Annotated in this window: 16 protein-coding genes; 5 read left to right on the top strand and 11 right to left on the bottom strand. The window is 67.4% G+C overall.

Annotated elements, in window-relative coordinates; all coding sequences use genetic code 11:
* Nucleotides 1-48: 48 nt before the first annotated feature.
* Both ilvA and A5759_RS23260 read right to left on the bottom strand, forming a co-directional pair.
* Nucleotides 49-1,329 carry a threonine ammonia-lyase IlvA gene (ilvA, locus tag A5759_RS23265; RefSeq protein WP_066850334.1) on the bottom strand — a complete coding sequence of 427 codons (1,281 nt, stop codon included), beginning with the start codon at nucleotides 1,327-1,329 and terminating at the stop codon, nucleotides 49-51.
* 29 nt (nucleotides 1,330-1,358) lie between these two features.
* Complete coding sequence (locus tag A5759_RS23260; protein WP_068201591.1) at nucleotides 1,359-1,796, bottom strand: nitroreductase family deazaflavin-dependent oxidoreductase; 438 nt, start codon at nucleotides 1,794-1,796, stop codon at nucleotides 1,359-1,361.
* Nucleotides 1,797-1,884: 88 nt separating this feature from the next.
* Here A5759_RS23260 and A5759_RS23255 point away from each other — a divergent pair, with 88 nt between their 5' ends.
* Nucleotides 1,885-2,115 carry a hypothetical protein gene (locus tag A5759_RS23255; protein ID WP_066850337.1) on the top strand — a complete coding sequence of 77 codons (231 nt, stop codon included), beginning with the start codon at nucleotides 1,885-1,887 and terminating at the stop codon, nucleotides 2,113-2,115.
* Here A5759_RS23255 and A5759_RS23250 read toward each other — a convergent pair.
* Nucleotides 2,112-2,525 carry an SRPBCC family protein gene (locus tag A5759_RS23250; RefSeq protein WP_156617010.1) on the bottom strand — a complete coding sequence of 138 codons (414 nt, stop codon included), beginning with the start codon at nucleotides 2,523-2,525 and terminating at the stop codon, nucleotides 2,112-2,114. The genes A5759_RS23255 and A5759_RS23250 overlap by 4 nt on opposite strands.
* A gap of 30 nt (nucleotides 2,526-2,555) precedes the next feature.
* Here A5759_RS23250 and A5759_RS23245 point away from each other — a divergent pair, with 30 nt between their 5' ends.
* Nucleotides 2,556-3,239 (top strand): hypothetical protein, encoded by a 684-nt coding sequence (locus tag A5759_RS23245; RefSeq protein WP_068201641.1) that lies wholly within the window; start codon nucleotides 2,556-2,558, stop codon nucleotides 3,237-3,239.
* Between the two features lie 3 nt (nucleotides 3,240-3,242).
* Here A5759_RS23245 and dnaE read toward each other — a convergent pair whose 3' ends face one another.
* The 5 genes from dnaE to lspA all read right to left on the bottom strand — a co-directional run bounded on the left by dnaE (nucleotide 3,243) and on the right by lspA (nucleotide 9,958).
* Nucleotides 3,243-6,788: a DNA polymerase III subunit alpha gene (gene dnaE / locus A5759_RS23240; RefSeq protein WP_068201588.1), complete on the bottom strand. Its 3,546-nt coding sequence runs from the start codon at nucleotides 6,786-6,788 to the stop codon at nucleotides 3,243-3,245.
* An 89-nt stretch (nucleotides 6,789-6,877) separates the two neighbouring features.
* Nucleotides 6,878-7,537 (bottom strand): TetR/AcrR family transcriptional regulator, encoded by a 660-nt coding sequence (locus A5759_RS23235; protein ID WP_068201587.1) that lies wholly within the window; start codon nucleotides 7,535-7,537, stop codon nucleotides 6,878-6,880.
* A 31-nt stretch (nucleotides 7,538-7,568) separates the two neighbouring features.
* Nucleotides 7,569-8,468: an EamA family transporter RarD gene (gene rarD, locus A5759_RS23230; RefSeq protein ID WP_068201586.1), complete on the bottom strand. Its 900-nt coding sequence runs from the start codon at nucleotides 8,466-8,468 to the stop codon at nucleotides 7,569-7,571.
* The gene (locus tag A5759_RS23225) at nucleotides 8,465-9,394 is read right to left on the bottom strand and encodes an RluA family pseudouridine synthase (RefSeq protein WP_068201585.1); all 930 of its coding nucleotides are present in this window, start codon (nucleotides 9,392-9,394) and stop codon (nucleotides 8,465-8,467) included. The genes rarD and A5759_RS23225 overlap by 4 nt, the downstream gene beginning before the upstream one ends.
* Entirely contained in the window at nucleotides 9,395-9,958 is a 564-nt protein-coding gene (gene lspA / locus A5759_RS23220) for a signal peptidase II (protein ID WP_068201584.1), read from the bottom strand.
* A gap of 32 nt (nucleotides 9,959-9,990) precedes the next feature.
* Between lspA and A5759_RS23215 the strand changes: the two genes are divergently transcribed.
* Both A5759_RS23215 and A5759_RS23210 read left to right on the top strand, forming a co-directional pair.
* Nucleotides 9,991-10,926, top strand: coding sequence for an asparaginase (locus A5759_RS23215; RefSeq protein ID WP_068201579.1), 936 nt, complete (start codon nucleotides 9,991-9,993; stop codon nucleotides 10,924-10,926).
* A 36-nt stretch (nucleotides 10,927-10,962) separates the two neighbouring features.
* Entirely contained in the window at nucleotides 10,963-11,430 is a 468-nt protein-coding gene (locus A5759_RS23210; protein WP_068201640.1) for a hypothetical protein, read from the top strand.
* Here A5759_RS23210 and A5759_RS23205 read toward each other — a convergent pair.
* Nucleotides 11,412-12,782, bottom strand: a complete 1,371-nt coding sequence (locus tag A5759_RS23205; protein WP_068201577.1) for a DNA polymerase IV — start codon at nucleotides 12,780-12,782, stop codon at nucleotides 11,412-11,414. The two genes, A5759_RS23210 and A5759_RS23205, sit on opposite strands and share 19 nt — an antisense overlap.
* A 33-nt stretch (nucleotides 12,783-12,815) precedes the next feature.
* Between A5759_RS23205 and A5759_RS23200 the strand changes: the two genes are divergently transcribed.
* Nucleotides 12,816-13,049 carry an RNA-binding S4 domain-containing protein gene (locus tag A5759_RS23200; protein WP_068201575.1) on the top strand — a complete coding sequence of 78 codons (234 nt, stop codon included), beginning with the start codon at nucleotides 12,816-12,818 and terminating at the stop codon, nucleotides 13,047-13,049.
* 87 nt (nucleotides 13,050-13,136) lie between these two features.
* On the opposite strand, the gene ileS is transcribed toward A5759_RS23200, so the two are convergent.
* Together ileS and A5759_RS23190 are read right to left on the bottom strand one after the other, a co-directional pair.
* A complete protein-coding gene (gene ileS, locus A5759_RS23195) occupies nucleotides 13,137-16,331 on the bottom strand; it encodes an isoleucine--tRNA ligase (protein WP_068201570.1) in 3,195 nt (1,064 codons plus the stop codon).
* 279 nt (nucleotides 16,332-16,610) lie between these two features.
* Nucleotides 16,611-17,255, bottom strand: a complete 645-nt coding sequence (locus A5759_RS23190; RefSeq protein WP_068201568.1) for a hypothetical protein — start codon at nucleotides 17,253-17,255, stop codon at nucleotides 16,611-16,613.
* Between the last annotated feature and the right edge of the window lie 16 nt (nucleotides 17,256-17,271).

Below are 17,271 nucleotides of genomic sequence, written 5' to 3'. Positions count from 1 at the left end.
GTCCTAAACAGCTTCAGTTTCGACGCCGGGCGCGCGGCACCGATCATCTCAGAGCAGGTAGCGGTACGCCGGTGAGTCCGGTTCGAGCGCCTCGACGTGGATGTCCGAGGCGCGCATGCGCTCGAGCAGGCCCTCGAAGTCGGTCGCCGAACCCAACTCGATCCCGACCAGCGCCTCGCCGGTCTCGCGGTTGTTGCGCTTGACGTACTCGAACAAGGTGATGTCGTCGTTGGGGCCGAGGATCTGGTCGAGGAAACGGCGCAGCGCGCCCGGCTCCTGCGGGAAGTCGACCAGGAAATAGTGCTTGAGGCCAAGATGCACCAGCGAACGCTCCAGCACCTCGCCGTACCGCGACACGTCGTTGTTGCCGCCCGAGATCACGCACACCACAGTCGATCCCGGCTCGATGTCGGCCTCCATCAACGCGGCCACCGACAGCGCTCCCGCCGGCTCGGCGATGATGCCCTCGTTCTGGTACAGGTCGAGCATCGCGGTGCACACGGCGCCCTCGTCGACGGTCGTCATCGACACCATGTCGCCGGCCGCCGCCAGCACCTCGTACGGCAGCGTTCCCGCACGCTTCACCGCCGCACCGTCGACGAACTGGTCCACGTCGTCGATCGTCACCGGCTCACCGGCCGCCAGCGCCGCGATCATCGCGGGCGCCCCCGCCGGTTCGACGCCCAACACGGAGGTGCCGCTGGTTCGTTCGACCAGATAGGTGGTGATGCCGGCGATGCATCCGCCGCCCCCGACCGGGACGACGACGAGGTCGGGTTCGGTGTCGAGCTGATCGATGATCTCGGCGGCGATGGTGCCCTGTCCGGCCATCGTGCGCAGATCGTCGTAAGGCGGCACCAATGTCGCACCCGTGCGGGCGATGTCTTCGGCCGCGGCGGCCGCGGCGTCGTCGTAGGTCCTGCCGCCGACGATCAACTCGATGAACTCGCGGCCGTGGTATCGGATCCGGTCACGCTTCTGCTTGGGCGTCTTGCCCGGCACGTAGACCCGGCCGCGCACGCCCATCGAGCGGCACGCCATCGCGAAGCCCTGCGCGTGATTGCCCGCCGACGAGCACACCACGCCTGCGGCCAACTCGTCGGGGGACAACTGCATCAGCAGGTTGTGCGCGCCGCGCAACTTGTAGGACCGCACCGGCTGAAGATCCTCGCGCTTCAGATACACCGCAGCGCCGGTGGCGTCCGAGAGCCTGTCGCTGAGTTCCAGCGGGCTGCGCAGCACGACGTCCGCAATTCGCTGAGCGGCCTCGTCGATATCCGCCGCACGAAGTGGCGACGTCCTCGGGCTTTGCCTCAGTTCAGCGGACACCGGTCAATGGTGCCACCAACCAGCGGTTTTCAAGAAATCGGGGTCAGCACGAACACCGGGATCTGGCGGTCGGTCTTCTTCTGATACTCGGCGTAGTCGGGCCACGCGGACACGGCGCGCTCCCACCAGACGGCCTTCTCCTCGCCGGTGACCTCCCGAGCGTCATACTCCCTGGTCACCGCGCCGTCCTGCAGTTCCACCCGCGGATGGGCCTTGATGTTGTGGTACCAGACCGGATGCTTAGGGGCGCCGCCCAACGAGGCCACCACCGCATACTGGCCGTCGTGTTCCACCCGCATCAGCGGGGTCTTGCGGATCTTGCCCGTCTTCGCGCCGACGGTCGTCAGCAGGATGAGCGGCTTGCCTTTCATGTCCACACCCGCGGTGGTGCCGGATTGTGTGATTCGGTCGGCGTGTTCCCTCACCCAGTCCCACGGGCTGGGCTCATACTCTCCGGAAAGTGGCATCCCATCAGCTTAGACGCGCTGGAGATCCGCTGGCCTGATCCGGTGTTTCGGGTGGCCGAAAAATAGGTTACGAGCTATCGTGGGTGCTATGACCACCGCAGGTAACTTCCGCACCGCAGCCGCACGGGTGACGTGCGACGTGTCGGTGGCGGGCGTGCCGTGGCCGGCCTACAAGCTGATCGCTCTGGTGCTCGGCGCGCTGGTGGCGCTGGTGGTCGGGATCGCCACCGCGACGACGGCCGCCGCGGTGCTGACCGGTGCCGCGGTCGGAACCGTCACATGGCTGACGTTCAGCGCGCTCTGCCCGCCGCGCCTTTAGTCCTCGATCAGCCTCTTGAGCGTCGCCAGGTCGGCGGCCACCGCTTCGGTGTCGGCATCGAACTGCTCGTCGGTCATCGCCGGCCGTCGGCGCACGCTGAACACCACCTCACAGCGCGGCTCGCCGGCGTCGGTCGGCACATTCCAGGGCTGCACCCGCATCGGGTTGTAGACCGCTTCCCCGGTGGGCAGGCGCACGACGTGGTCGAGCACGCCGAGATCGTTGCGCGGCGAGAACTCGACGGTCACCTCGCCCATCGGTGAGTCGGCCACCCAACCGCCCGGAGTCTGGCGAAGGCCGCCCTGTGCGAGGCCCGCCGCCCACCGCGGCCACGTCTGCGGGTCCGCGGCGAACTCGTAGACGGCCTCGGGCGGCGCGGCGATCCAGGTGCTGACGTGTCGTGACTCCATCCGACCATCGTGGCGCATCACAATGACGGGATGGAATCACCGCCGGAACAGCACCGCGCGCCGTCCTGGTTGCGGCGCGGCGATCCGGAGAGCACGATGCCCGTGCTGATCGCGGTGGTGTCGGTCATGGCGTCGCAGCTCGCGATCCCGAAGGACTACACGCTGGTCCCCCGTTGGCCGCTGGTGGTGTTGGAGGGACTTCTGCTGCTGGCGCTGCTGGCGATCAACCCGCGCGTCATGACCCGGCGCACGCGGTTCGGCCGGTACACCACCTGGGTTCTGCTGGCAGCGATCACCCTCGACAACACGCTGTCGGCGGTCGTGCTGGCCTTCGGCATCCTCAGCGGCGACGAAAGCAACGACGCGGCGGTGCTGCTCGGCAGCGGCGCCTCGATCATCGTGACGAATGTGATCGTGTTCGGTATCTGGTACTGGGAGCTGGACCGGGGCGGGCCGTTCGCGCGGCGTGCAGGAGAGCGGCCCTATCCCGATTTCCTGTTCCCGCAGATGACGACTCCGCATGTGGCCGAACCGGATTGGCGGCCCACGTTCATCGACTACCTCTACGTCAGCGTGACCAACGTGATGGCGTTCTCTCCGACCGACACCATGCCCCTCGCACGGTGGGCCAAGATGATGATGACGGTTCAGGCGATCGTCGCGCTGGGCACCGCCGGGCTCGTCATCGCGCGGGCGGTGAATGTCCTGAATTGACCGTCAGCCGCCCAGGCAGCCCGGCCCGAGCAGGGCCTTGAGGTCGCCCATCAAGGCCGACGACGGTGTGACGCGCAGCGACGTGTCCAGTTCCAGCGTGGTGATCCGCTCCCCGCTGATCAACCGCAGATGCACCTGCGACGTACCGGGGTGGCGGGCCAGCACCTGCTTGAGCGCGCTGACCTTGTCGACGGTGCACTGCCGCGTCGGCAGACTCACCGCCAGCGGGCGATCCAGCTGTGCATTCGAGAAGTCGGGTACCACAAGGTCATTGGCGATCAACGAGATCCGATCGTCGCGGATCGCCACCTTCGCGCCGACCAGCACGACGGCGTCGTCGGCGATCTCGGCACCGAATGTCGAGTAGGTCTGCGGGAAGAACAGCACCTCGATGCCGCCGGTCAGATCCTCCAGTTGCGCCGAGGCCCATGGCAACCCGTTCTTGTTGACCCTGCGGTTGACCGAGGCAAGGATGCCGCCGACGCGCACCTGGGTGTCGTTGGGGAGGTCGCCGTCGAGGATGGCCGGGATCGCGGTGTCGACCTGGGCGGCCAGCAGGTGGGCGATGCCGTTGAGCGGATGACCGGACACGTAGAGGCCGAGCATCTCGCGTTCCAACGCGAGTTTGTGCTTGTCCTCCCACTCCTCGTCGGGCACCTTGATGGTGAACACCGCGTCGGTGGCCGTGTCGGCGCCGCCGAACAGGTCGAACTGACCCATCGCCTCGGCCTTCTTGGTGCCGAGCACGGAATCGACGGCGTCGGTGTGGATCAGGAACAACCCCTTGCGCGGATGCCCCAGCGAGTCGAACGCGCCGGCCTTGATCAGCGACTCGGTGACCTTCTTGTTGCAGGCGCTGATCTCGATCTTGTTCAGGTAATCGGAGAAGTCGATGTACTTCCCCTTCTCGGTGCGCGTGTTGATCAACGAGGCAACGACATTGGCGCCGACGTTGCGCACCGCCCCCAGACCGTAGCGGATGTCCTCGCCCACCGAGGCGAAGTTCAGCCCCGACTCGTTGACATCCGGAGGGAGCACCGTGATGCCCAGTTTCCGGCAGTCGGCCAGGTACACCGCGGCCTTGTCCTTGTCGTCGCCGACCGACGTGAGCAGCCCGGCCATGTACTCGGCCGGATAGTTGGCCTTGAGGTAGGCCGTCCAGTACGAGACGAGGCCGTACCCGGCGGCGTGCGACTTGTTGAACGCGTAGTCGGCGAACGGCAGCACGGTATCCCACAGCGCCTTGATGGCGGCCGCGGAGAAGCCGTTGGACTTCATGCCCTCGGAGAAGCCCTCGAACTCCTTTTCCAGGACTTCGCGCTTCTTCTTGCCCATGGCTTTTCGCAGAATGTCGGCTCGGGCCAGCGAGTAACCGGCCACCTTCTGCGCGATCCGCATGATCTGCTCTTGGTAGACGATCAGGCCGTAGGTCTCGGCGAGGATCTCGCGCAGCGGCTCTTCGAGTTCGGGGTGGATCGGCTTGATCGCCTGGCGGCCGTTCTTGCGGTCGGCGTAGTCGTTGTGGGCGTTCATACCCATCGGGCCGGGGCGGTACAGCGCGATCACCGCGACAACGTCCTCGAAACCGGTCGGCTGCATGCGCCGCAGCAGGTCGCGCATCGGCCCGCCGTCGAGCTGGAACACGCCGAGCGTGTCGCCGCGGCCCAACAGCTCGTAGGTCGCCTTGTCGTCGAGCGAGACGGCTTCGAGGTCGAGCTCGATTCCCCGGTTGGCCCTGATGTTGTCCAGCGCGTCACCGATGATCGTCAGGTTGCGCAGCCCGAGGAAGTCCATCTTCAGCAGGCCGATGGCTTCGCACGACGGGTAGTCCCAGCCCGTGATCACCGCACCGTCCTGCGGGCGTTTCCACAGCGGGATCGCATCGATCAGCGGTTCGGAGCTCATGATCACCGCGCAGGCATGCACACCGGCATTGCGCACCAGGCCCTCGAGTCCGCGCGCGGTCTCGTAGATGGTGCGGACGTCGGGGTCGGTGTCGATCAGCCCGCGGACCTCGGCGGCCTCCTTGTACCGCTCATGGTTGGGGTCGGTGATCCCCGACAGCGGGATGTCTTTGGCCATGATCGGCGGAGGCAGCGCCTTGGTGATCCGGTCGGCGATCGCGAAGCCGGGCTGGCCGTAGTGCACACGCGCCGAATCCTTGAGCGCGGCTTTGGTTTTGATGGTGCCGAACGTGATCACCTGGGCCACGCGGTCGCTGCCCCACTTGTTGGCGGCGTACCGCAGCATCTCGCCGCGGCGGCGGTCGTCGAAGTCGATGTCGATGTCGGGCATCGACACCCGCTCGGGATTGAGGAACCGCTCGAACAGCAGCCCGTACGGGATCGGGTCGATGTTGGTGATGCCCAGCGCGTAGGCCACCAGCGACCCGGCGGCCGACCCGCGGCCGGGCCCGACCCGGATGTCGACCGACCGCGCGTAGTTGATGAGGTCGGCCACGATCAGGAAGTAGGACGGGTAACCCTTATCGCAGATGACCTTGATCTCGAAGTCGGCGCGATCGGTGTACTCCTGCGGTACGTCACTGGAGGGGAAGCGACGCTCGAGCCCCGCGCGGACCTCGTGGCGCAGCCACGACTCCTGGGTGTGACCCTCGGGTACGGGGAAAACCGGCATCCGGTCGCGCACGGTCCACACGTCCTCGTAGGACGACACCCGCTCGGCGATCAGCAGCGTGGAGTCGCATGCCCCGGGCACCTGGTCGTCCCACAGCGCGCGCATCTCGGCGGCCGTCTTGAGGAAGTAGCCGTCACCGTCGAACTTGAACCGGTTCGGATCCGACAGCGTCTTGCCGGTCTGGATGCACAGCAGCGCCTCATGATTCTGGGCGGCGTCACGGGTGACGTAGTGGCAGTCGTTGGTGGCCAGCGGCGGGATGCCGAGCTTGCGTCCGATGTCGAGCAACCCCTCGCGCACCCGGCGTTCGATGTCGAGGCCGTGGTCCATCAGCTCGAGGAAGAAGTTGTCCGGTCCGAAGATGTCCCGCCACTTGGCGGCCGCGGCCACGGCCTCGTCATAGTGGCCGAGCCGCAGCCGCGTTTGCACCTCGCCCGACGGACAGCCGGTGGTGGCGATGATGCCTTCGGCGTTTTCGGCGATCAGCTCGGCATCCATGCGTGACCACTTGCCGAGTTGACCCTCGAACGAGGCGAGCGAGGACAGTTTGAACAGGTTGCGCAACCCGGTGGCGTTCTCGGCCACCATCGTCATGTGGGTGTAGGACCCGCTGCCGGACACATCGTCACCCTTTTGGCCGGGATCCCCCCACAGGATGCGCTTGGTTTCGAAGCGCGATCCCGGGGCGATGTAGGCCTCGACACCGATGATCGGCTTGATCCCGGCGTCGGTGGCGGCGTTGTAGAACTCGCTGGCGCCGAACATGTTTCCGTGATCGGTCATCCCGATCGCGGGCATCTCCAGGCGCTGAGCCTCGGCGAGCATCGGCTTGACCTTCGCGGCACCGTCCAGCATCGAGTACTCGGTGTGGTTATGCAGGTGCACGAACGACCGCGAATCCGAAGGGCTCATAGGAGGGCCAGTCTATGACCGCCTTCCGACAGTTCTCGGCGTGTCGGAAATGCGTGTCTTCGCGCCGCGCGCAGAATTCCCGCTTCTCGCTAGACCGCGAGGCTCGCCGGTGACGGGAGCAATCCGCGGCGCAACATCCGGTTCAGTTGCTTGGCAACTGCGATCGCCGGTTCGGATCCGTGGACGAACCGTCCGAAGAAGCCCATTCCCCAGAACATCGCCGAGAGCATGTTGACCACCGCACCGGTGTCCACGTCCTCGGGGATCTCACCGCGGCGCATCGCCTCGTCGACCATCCAGGTGTAGAAGTCCGCCACCGCCTCGGCAACCGGTGTGACGCTGCCGCGCAGCTCGGGATGGCGGTGCTGTTCTAGTCGCGACGCGATCACGAACCGCATCATCGAACCGTCCGACGGATCTTGCTCACCGGCCGCGCTGATGAAGGCAGTCAGCTGTTCCAACAGCGTATTTCGCTGTTTGGCGGCCGCGATCGAGGCCGCAACCGCCGCGAACGCCTCCCGCTGAAGACAGTCGTAGAGGTCTTCCTTGGTGGCGAAGTAATAGTGCATGGTCGGCCGGCTGATCCCCGCGCGCACCGCGATGGCTTTGAACGTCGCCGCCTCGTACCCGCGTTCGTTGATCACCGCACGCGCGGCCCGCAGAATGTTGGCCCGTGTCTCGGCCGAGTCGGAGCCCACGGGACGCCCCCGCCCGCGCGGGCCGACAGCCGGCGCAGTCTCATCAGCCACGAGCAAACGTTATGACATTGCTAGTGCGAGGTCAACAAGCGGTTTCGCAAAGTTCCCGCTCGGCCCTCGATCGCCCGATGGCGTCGATGCTGAAGACCAGCAGCGCCAGCCAGATCATCGCGAAGCCCAACCAGCGCGCCGGCGGCATCGGCTCCCGGCCGACGACCACTCCCCACGTCAGCTGCATCACCGGCGTCAGGTAGAACAACAGGCCCATCGTCACCAGCGGCAATCGCTGCGCGGCCGCGGCGAACAGCAACAGCGGCACCGCCGTCAGGACGCCGGAGAGCACCATCAGCGCGACGTGGTCACCGCCGTAGTCGGTGAACGTCCCGTGCCCGGTGCTCTGCAGCACGACGATGTAGGCCGCCGCGAACGGCGCGGCGATGCCGGCTTCCACTCCGACGCTGACCCGCGGATCGGTCGTCACCACTTTCTTCACCGCGCCGTAGAGGCCGAACGAGAGCGCCAGGCCCAGCCCGATGTAGGGCGGTGCGCCCACTTCCACCGTCAGCACCACCACGCCGGCCACCGCGATGGCCAACGCGCCGAACTGCGCGCGGTTGAGTCGCTCCCGGAAGACGATCAGCCCCAGCGCGACGACCACCAACGGGTTGATGAAGTAGCCGAGCGCCGCGTCCACCACGTGGCCGTTGTTGACGGCATAGACGTAGATCCCCCAGTTGATCGAGATCAACCCCGACGCGGCGGCCAGCAGCAGCCAGGTGCGGCCGGTGATCCGCTTCAGGTCGCCGAGCCTACGCACGACCGCGACCACGACGACCATCAGCAGGAGGTTCCACACGATGCGGTGCGCGAGCACCTCGAGGGCTGAGGCGGGTTTCAACAGCGGAAAGAACGCGGGAAACGTTCCCCAGCACACGTAGGCGCCGACGCCGAACAGCAGGCCGGGTCTGCGGGTCTCGCTCACAGTTCGTGATTGCGCAGTGCGTCGAGGGCGTGCTGCAGATCGGCCGGATACGGGCTGGTGATCTCGACGCGGCGCCCGTCGGCGGGATGCGCGAAAGCCAGCGATCGAGCGTGCAGCCACTGCCGGTCCAGCTTGAGCCGCTTGGCCAGCGTGGGATCGGCACCGTAGGTGAGATCACCGACGCATGGATGGTGCAGCGCGGCGAAGTGCACCCGAATCTGGTGTGTACGACCGGTTTCCAGTTCGATGTCGAGCAGGCTCGCGGCGCGGTGCGCCTCGAGGGTGTCGTAGTGGGTGACGCTGTGCCTGCCGTTCTCAGTGACCGCGAACTTCCAGTCGTGTCCGCGGTGACGGCCGATCGGCGCGTCGATCGTGCCGCTCGACGGGTCGGGATGTCCTTGTACCAGCGCGTGATAGCGCTTCTCGACGGTGCGCTGTTTGAATGCCCGCTTGAGCACCGTGTACGCGCGTTCGGAAAGCGCGACGACCATGACCCCCGAGGTCCCGACGTCGAGGCGGTGCACGATGCCTTGACGCTCGTGGATCCCCGAGGTGCTGATCCGGAAGCCCGCCGCGGCCAGACCGCCCAGCACGGTCGGGCCCGACCAGCCCACGGTGGCGTGCGCGGCGACCCCCGGCGGCTTGTCCACCGCAACGATGTCCTCGTCGGAGTACAGGATCGCCATCCCGTCGATCTCGACGGGCGTGTTCTCCACCGGCGCAGGTGCTTCGGGCAACCGCACGTCCAGCCAGGCGCCCGCCGTCAGCTTGTCCGATTTGCCCGCAGGGGCGCCGTCGAGCTCGACACCGCCCCCTTCGGCCAGCGCCGCGGCGGCCGTGCGTGACAGGCCGAGCAACCGGGCGAGGCCCGCGTCGACCCGCATGCCCGCCAGGCCCTCCGGGACTGGAAGCGACCGATCGGCCATCTACTCGTCCTCGGCGGCTTTCCGCCGCCCGACGGTATCGAAGTCGAACCCGAACAGCGACAGCCCCACCAGCAGGATCGCCCCGCCGACCACGCACGGGTCGGCCACGTTGAAGACCGGCCACCACCCGATGGACAGGAAGTCCACGACGTGTCCCTGCAGCGGGCCCGGTGAACGGAAGAACCGGTCGATGAGGTTGCCGAGGGCCCCGCCGAGAATCATGCCCAGCCCGACCGCCCACCACGGATTGACCAGCCGTCGGCCCATCCAGATGATCCCGATCACCACGCCGGTGGCGATCAGCGTGAGCACCCACGTGTAGCCGGTGGCCATCGAGAACGCCGCACCCGAATTGCGCACCAGCGTCCAGGTCACCGTGTCGCCGATGATCGACACGGGCTGGCCCGGGGTAAGGAGTTTGACCGCGAGCACCTTGGTGACGACGTCGGTGACCAGCACCACGGCGGCGATGCCGAGCAGCAGGCCCAGCCGCCGCTTCGGCGGCGCCGCCTCTTGGGACGTCTCTTCGGCCACTTCTGGGTCGTCAGTCACGACAACCATCATCCCAAAACCTCGATGCGGAAGAATTCCGCACCATGGGTCGCGTCGTCGTCATCACCACCGGCGGCACCATCGCCAGCGCCACGGGCGAAGACGGCGTCAAACGTCCGGCTCGTACCGGGGCCGAACTGACGTCGGGGCTCGAGGGCGTTCTCGACGTCCAGGCGGTCGACGTGATGGCGGTCGACAGCTCGCAGCTGACTCCTGGCGACTGGGATCGCATCGGGACGGCGGTCGCGGCGGCGGCGGACGCCGACGGCGTCGTCGTCACCCATGGCACCGACACCATCGAGGAGACGGCGCTGTGGCTCGAACTGACCTATCGCGGCACCGCGCCGGTGGTGCTGACCGGGGCGCAACGCAGCGCCGACGCCCCCGACGCCGACGGCCCGGCCAATCTTCGTGACGCGCTGACCATTGCCGGCAGCCCGCATGCGCGCGACCTCGGTGTCGTGGTCACCTTCTCCGGTTCGGTGTGGCAGCCGTTGGGGTTGCACAAGGCGGCGACGGGCGACCTGCGCGGTTTCGTCGGCACGGTGGTCGGTGCCGTGTCGCGGAGCGGCTTCGAGCGGTATACGAACAAGGAGCGACCGTTTTTCGGTGCGCTGTCGGCCGCCGGGGCGCCGAGGGTGGACATCGTCGCCGCCTATCCGGGTGCGGATGCCGTGACGATGGACGCCTGCGCGGCCGCGGGTGCGCGCGGGATCGTGCTGGAGGCGCTGGGGGCGGGCAATGCCGGCTCGGCGGTGATCGACGGGGTACGGCGACTCCGCGACGGGGGCGTCGCCGTCGCGGTCACCACGCGTGTGCCGGGAGCGCGGGTGAGTCCCGCATACGGCCCGGGCCACGACCTGGTCGCCGCCGGAGCGGTGCCGGTGCGTCGGCTGCGCTCCCCGCAGGCGCGGGTGCTGCTGATGGCGGCGCTGGCGGGCGGTGTTCCCGTCGACGAAGCCGTCGGTCGATGGGGTTGACGCGCATGGCACCGTGGACGCGTGCCCTTCGAGAACATGATTCGCCGAGGTGCCACGTTGATCGCCGTCCCGGCGGTGGCCCTGGCCGCGGGCGCGGTGGCGGGTGCCGAGGCGCCCCCGGGAGCCGACGCGATCGACGACTACCCCGTCGCGCAAGGCTTCTACCGACCCGGCCCGCCGCCCAACTACCACGTGTTCTTCAAGACACCCGACGGCCTGTCGTGTGGCATCGGCCCCAACGGCGGACCCATCGGCTGTGACGGTGTTCCGCTGGGCGCCCCGCCCGGAACCAACCAGACGTTCTTGACCAGCGGCGGCCCCGCGGAGTACCGGCACTCCCCCACGCCGACGTTCACCCGCGAGGGTGTCGACGTCCTGCCGGCGGGGTACCGGCTCGAGAACTGGGGTGCCAGTTGCGGTGTCGGATATCAGGGCACCGTGACCTGTAAGACGTACGGCGATCACGGCTTCACGATCTCGAGCGTTTACGGGGTGCTCTGGTAGCGCGCCAGTTCGGCGAGGTAGTCGGGCCAGTCGAGGGAATCGACGGGGTTGGCGCGCTCGATACCGGGCGTGTCGATCGGGAACGTGCGGGCCTGGCCCGGTCCGCTGGTCCTGGTCTCGAACCGGACCGTCATCACGCCGTGCCCGGCGCCCTGGATCCAACCGTGCCCGAAGTCGGGATGGGTGACGTCGTCGCCGATGCGCCAGGCGGGTGCGGTCGCGGCGAGGTCCGAGACGGTGGGTGGCACCCCGGTGTGCGTGACGTCGTCGTCGGAGGCCATCAGCTCCAAGTCCGGGAACAACGACTCCTGGCGAACGTCCGTGAGCCCCGAAAAGCCAACACCCAGAAGGCGAATCGGCCCGACGTCGACGGGGTCGAGCAGCAGCCGGCGCGCGGTGGCGATCAACGTGGCCGCATCGGTGGTGGCGTACGGCAGGGTCGCCGAGCGGGTGAGCGTGCTCATATCGGACTTCTTCAGCTTCACGGTGACCGTGCGCGCGCCCCGGCCGTCCTTTTCCAGGCGCCGGTGGGCATGCTCACCGATCGGGCCCATCGCTTCACGAAGCTGATCGAGGGTGGTCAGGTCTTCGGGAAACGTGGACTCCGCGCTGATCTGCTTGGCGGGCGCGTTCTCGGCGACCGGCCGGTCGTCGATGCCGCGGGCGAGCCGGTGCAGCGCCGGGCCCACGGTGCCGCCGAGGATGTCTGCGGCCTCGGCCTCGCTGAGCGCGGCGAACGCGCCGATGGTCTCGATGCCGAGCCGATGCAGCTTCTCCCCGGCGACGGGTCCGATCCCCCACAACCGCCGCACCGGCAGACCGTCGAGCAGCGCACGCTCCTCATCGCGGCGGACCACGCGCATACCGTCGGGTTTGGCCAACCCGGATGCGATCTTGGCGAGTTGCTTCCCCGAGCCCGCCCCGATGGACGCGACGAGCCCGGTCACCTCGAGCACCCGCGCGCGCAGGGTCCGGCAGAAGTCCTCGACCTCATCCGCCGACGCGCCCGCGAGCTCGGCGGGCTCACCGAAAGCCTCGTCGTACGAGAGCTGTTCGAGAACGGGCACCGTTGCGCGCACGGTCTCGAACACCCGGCGGCTGGCCACGCCGTAGACGACGCCGCGCGGCGGAAGGACGACCGCAGTGGCGCCGACCAGCCTGCGCGCCTGGTGCATCGGCATCGCCGACTTGGCGCCGTACACCCGGGACTCGTAGCTCGCCCCGGCGACCACACCGCGCCCACCGAGCCCGCCGACCAGCACCGGACGCCCCCGCAGGGTGGGACGGGTCAGCTGCTCGACGGACGCGAAGAACGCGTCCATGTCGAGGTGCAGAACCCAGCGAGCGTCCATTGCTGCAGATGCTAAGGCGCTAGCCTGACGCGCATGGCACACCCGGGCGGCGAACCCCTCGATGTCGTCATCTCAGATGACTCGATTCGGTTGGGTCAGTTCCTCAAACTGGCCGGGCTCATCGACTCGGGCGCCGACGCGAAGTCGGTGATCGCCGACGGGCTGGTCACCGTCAACGGCGAAGTCGAGCACCGACGCGGCAGGCAGCTGCGCCCCGCCGATGTCGTGGTGTTCGCCGGCCGCGGCGCCCGGGTCGCCGTCGACTAGCGGTCGGGCGTTGCCGAGTGTGGGATTGTGTCACGCTGATTCGCGAAATGCGTTCATCGACCCCACACTCGCGGGCGGGTGCGATCGCTAGATGGTTATTTTCCTGAGCCTGAACGGGAAACCGCCACCAACAGTCCCCGTCTTCCATTCGCCATCCTCGAGATTCAGGGCACCGCCTACCATGTCGAGGCTCGAATCGTCGCGTGCACCAAGCTCTAGGTTCGGGTCGGGCCTGATCGTGAAGCTGGGCGCCAACAACTCGTTGGCGATGAGATCGGCCAGCTCGTCGCGCCAACCGGCGGGGAACTCCCGGATGGTCAACTCCAGTTCGATTCGGTCGCCGATGTCGAGACCGAAGCGCCGCCGGGCTTCCTGGAACTCGCGCACCATGTCGCGGGCCCACCCCTCGGCCTCCAGTTCCTCGGTGACTGTGCAGTCGAGCACTACCAACCCGGCCCCGTCGGACAGCGCCGCGGTGTACTCCGGATCGGCGGCGACCAGCCGCGAGCTGTACTCGTCGGGCTGCAACACCGCCGGCCCGGCGGTCAGCGTGCCGTCGGCGTTGACCACGGCTTCTCCCGCCTTGACGGCTTTGATGGCCGCCTGAACGTCCTTGCCCAGCCGCGGCCCGGCAACCCGGGCGTTGACGGTCAGTTCGAAGCGGCCGTAGGTGTCGATGTCGTCGGTGAGCTCGACGGCTTTGACGTTGAGCTCGTCGGCGATCAGGTCGGCGAACGGCTCGAGCCGCTGCGGGTTGTCCACTGCGACAGTGAGTTTCGGCAGCGGTAGTCGCACCCGCAGCTTCTTGGCCTTGCGCAGCGACGACGCCGCCGATGCCACCTCGCGCACCAGGTCCATCGTCTCGACCAACTCGGGGTCGGTGGGCAGCAGGTTCTCCTCGGGCCAGTCGGTCAGGTGCACCGACCGCTCACCGGTCAGGTCGCGCCAGATGCGCTCGGTGATCAACGGCAGCAACGGGGCGGCCAGCCGGGCGGTCACCTCCAGCACGGTGTGCAGGATGTCGATCGCGTCGGGATCCTCCTCCCAGAACCGCGAACGAGACCGTCGTACATACCAATTCGTCAGCGCCTCGGTGAACTGCCGCAGCTCGTCACATGCCCCGGAGATGTCACAGACATCCAGCGACGCGGTGAGGTCGTCGCGCAGCACGGCGAGCTTGGCCAGGATGTAGCGGTCGAGCACGTGCTTGGAGTCGGTGCGCCAAGAGCCCTTCTTCGGTGCGTACAACGCGAGGAAGGTGTAGGCGTTCCACAGCGGCAGCAGAACCTGCCGGACGCCTTCGCGGATGCCCTGTTCGGTGACGATCAGGTTGCCGCCGCGCAGGATCGGCGAGGCCATCAGGAACCACCGCATGGCATCGGAGCCGTCGCGGTCGAACACCTCCGTCACATCCGGATAGTTGCGCAGCGACTTGCTCATCTTCTGGCCGTCGTTGCCGAGCACGATCCCGTGCGCCACACAGGTTTTGAATGCCGGCTTGTCGAACAGCGCGGTGGCCAGGATGTGCAGCGTGTAGAACCACCCCCGGGTCTGCCCGATGTACTCGACGATGAAGTCGCCCGGGAAGTGCGAGTCGAACCAGTCCTGGTTCTCGAACGGGTAATGCACCTGTGCATACGGCATGGAGCCCGAGTCGAACCAGACGTCGAAGACGTCCTCGATGCGCCGCATCGTCGAGCGGCCCTTCGGATCGTCGGGATTGGGCCGGGTGAGCTCGTCGATGTAGGGCCGGTGCAGATCGGTGGGCCGCACCCCGAAGTCACGTTCGAGCTCGTCGAGGCTGCCGTAGACGTCGATGCGCGGATACGCCGGATCGTCGGACTTCCACACCGGGATCGGGGTGCCCCAGTAGCGATTTCGCGAGATCGACCAGTCGCGGGCACCGGCCAGCCACTTGCCGAACTGCCCGTCCTTGACATGTTCGGGATACCAGGTGATCTCCTGGTTGAGCTCCACCATGCGGTCACGGAATTCGGTGACCTTGATGAACCAGGACGACACCGCCCGGTAGATCAGCGGATTGCGGCACCGCCAGCAGTGTGGATAGGAGTGCTCGTAGGTCTCGTGACGCAACAGCACCGCACCGTGCGCAGCCGCGGGCCCGCTCTGGTTCTTCAGGTCGCGGATGATCTGCGGGTTGGCGTCGAAGACGTGCTGTCCGGCGTAGTCGGGGACGGTGGCGTCGAACCGCCCCTTGGAATCGACCGGTGTGACGGCCTCGATGCCCGCGGCCTGCGCGGTGAGCATGTCGTCTTCGCCGTAAGCGGGCGACATGTGCACGATGCCGGTGCCGTCCTCGGTGCTGACGAAGTCCGCGGGCAGCACGCGGAACGAGTGGGGCGCATCGGCGAAGTACGCAAACGGCGGCAGGTACCGGGTCTCGAGCAGCTCGCGACCCGAGTACGTGCCGAGGATTTCCGGCTCTTCGCCCAATTCGCGCGCATAGGCGCCGACCCGCGCCTCGGCCAACACGAAACGCCGCGCGTCGGGCCCCTGCACCTGCACGTAGGTGACGTCGGGGTGCACCGCGACCGCCTGGTTGGACGGCAGCGTCCACGGCGTCGTGGTCCAGACCAACAGGTAGGCGCCGGCCAGATCCCCCTCGGCGATCCGGAAACCCACGGTGATCGCGGGGTCCTGGCGACTCTGGTAGACGTCGTCGTCCATGCGCAGTTCATGGCTGGACAACGGTGTCTCGTCGTTCCAGCAGTACGGCAGCACACGGTTGCCCTCATAGGCAAGGTCCTTGTCCCACAACTGTTTGAAGGCCCAGATCACCGACTCCATGAACTCGGGTTCGAGGGTCTTGTAGTCGTTGTCGAAGTCCACCCAGCGGGCCTGCCGTGTGACGTAGGCCCGCCATTCGTTGGTGTACTTGAGCACCGAGGCTCGGCAGGCGTCGTTGAACTTCTCGATGCCCATCTCTTCGATCTGCGCCTTGTCGGTGATGCCGAGTTGGCGCTGCACCTCGAGTTCGGCGGGCAGGCCGTGGGTGTCCCAGCCGAAGCGACGCTCCACCTTGTAGCCGCGCATGGTGCGATACCGCGGCACGATGTCCTTGACGTACCCAGTGAGCAGGTGCCCGTAGTGCGGCAACCCGTTGGCGAACGGCGGGCCGTCGTAGAAGACGTACTCGGGGGCGTCGTCGCGGCGGGCGATGCTGGCGCGGAAGGTGTCGTCGCGGTCCCAGTACTCGAGGACCTCGGTCTCCAGCGCGGGGAATTTCGGCGCCCCAGCGGCCGGCTTCGGGTAGGCGGTCATAGCTCCTGTGCCTCGTTCGGCTTCCGGTTCGAAGCCTCACATGTTCGTCAAGGCACGGGGACGACGTCGCGCCGGTGCGCGAGCGCCGCGGTACCACCCCGCTTGCGCACACTAAGGGGTGCGCGCCGCTCAGTTAGGGCGTTGACGGGCCCACCCGTTCGGTTCTACTGGGCTCGGACCGCCCCAGAGGTGGTGACGCCGAACTGTTCTTCCGAAGGCTCCCCGGTGATGGCCGGATCCAAGCCGATGGCGTCGATCTTACCGCCGAACGGCGTGTGCTCAGTTCGGGGGCAACGCGTCCGACGTGATCTCGACGAGCGCGAGCGGGAACTGTTCGGACAGCTCCTCGACCGTGTACTGCTCGAAGCGGCTGGTGTCGTACCACCAGTCGATACGCACGACGCCACCGGCGCGGTAGACACGCACCTCCAGTGCGTGGCCGAGGCCAGGCGGCGTCTCCTGCACCGGCGCGGTGTCCGACGGCGATTCGCCGATGTAGTTGAAGTACACCTCCGGCGAAGCGGCCACCTCGCGCTCCGAAGCGGCGGCCAGGGTCTGGTGCACGGAGGCCAGCACCTCGGTGGCGCTCGCGTGCTGGCCCGCCACACACACCAGGGGTACCGCGTCGAGCAGAGAACCGCGTTCGCTGGCGATGTCGACTCGGACCAGGCCTTCACCGAGTGTGCGGGCGATGGTTCTGCTCAGCGCGGCGACCAGGATCTCGTCGGCCGGCAGACCGAGCCATTCGGTGGCCCCGTCGAGTTCGGCTGTCAGCTCGTCGCTTGCGGGGGTCGAAACTTTGACCATGCTGGCGGACGCACCGGCGTCCGCAGCGTCGTAGTCCGTGACGCGGACCGTTGCCGTAGCAAACTCGCCGAGTGGGCGCAGAACCTCTGTCGGCGAAGCCAGGTAGGGAGCAACCATGCGACCAAAGATAGCT

The sequence above is a fragment of the Mycobacterium sp. 852014-52144_SCH5372336 genome (genome assembly GCF_001665615.1).
Lineage (GTDB): Bacteria > Actinomycetota > Actinomycetes > Mycobacteriales > Mycobacteriaceae > Mycobacterium > Mycobacterium neumannii_A.
The sequence above is the reverse complement of the archived record's forward strand: the minus strand, read 5'-3'. Positions and strand labels throughout refer to the sequence as shown.

Excerpts from the sequence above, each read along its gene's own strand:
- A5759_RS23260 (WP_068201591.1), bottom strand. The coding sequence starts at position 1,796 with ATGCCACTTTCCGGAGAGTATGAGCCCAGCCCGTGGGACTGGGTGAGG.
- A5759_RS23255 (WP_066850337.1), top strand. The coding sequence starts at position 1,885 with ATGACCACCGCAGGTAACTTCCGCACCGCAGCCGCACGGGTGACGTGC.
- A5759_RS23250 (WP_156617010.1), bottom strand. The coding sequence starts at position 2,525 with ATGGAGTCACGACACGTCAGCACCTGGATCGCCGCGCCGCCCGAGGCC.
- A5759_RS23245 (WP_068201641.1), top strand. The coding sequence starts at position 2,556 with ATGGAATCACCGCCGGAACAGCACCGCGCGCCGTCCTGGTTGCGGCGC.
- dnaE (WP_068201588.1), bottom strand. The coding sequence starts at position 6,788 with ATGAGCCCTTCGGATTCGCGGTCGTTCGTGCACCTGCATAACCACACC.
- A5759_RS23225 (WP_068201585.1), bottom strand. The coding sequence starts at position 9,394 with ATGGCCGATCGGTCGCTTCCAGTCCCGGAGGGCCTGGCGGGCATGCGG.
- lspA (WP_068201584.1), bottom strand. The coding sequence starts at position 9,958 with ATGATGGTTGTCGTGACTGACGACCCAGAAGTGGCCGAAGAGACGTCC.
- A5759_RS23215 (WP_068201579.1), top strand. The coding sequence starts at position 9,991 with ATGGGTCGCGTCGTCGTCATCACCACCGGCGGCACCATCGCCAGCGCC.
- A5759_RS23210 (WP_068201640.1), top strand. The coding sequence starts at position 10,963 with ATGATTCGCCGAGGTGCCACGTTGATCGCCGTCCCGGCGGTGGCCCTG.
- A5759_RS23205 (WP_068201577.1), bottom strand. The coding sequence starts at position 12,782 with ATGGACGCTCGCTGGGTTCTGCACCTCGACATGGACGCGTTCTTCGCG.
- A5759_RS23200 (WP_068201575.1), top strand. The coding sequence starts at position 12,816 with ATGGCACACCCGGGCGGCGAACCCCTCGATGTCGTCATCTCAGATGAC.
- ileS (WP_068201570.1), bottom strand. The coding sequence starts at position 16,331 with ATGACCGCCTACCCGAAGCCGGCCGCTGGGGCGCCGAAATTCCCCGCG.
- A5759_RS23190 (WP_068201568.1), bottom strand. The coding sequence starts at position 17,255 with ATGGTTGCTCCCTACCTGGCTTCGCCGACAGAGGTTCTGCGCCCACTC.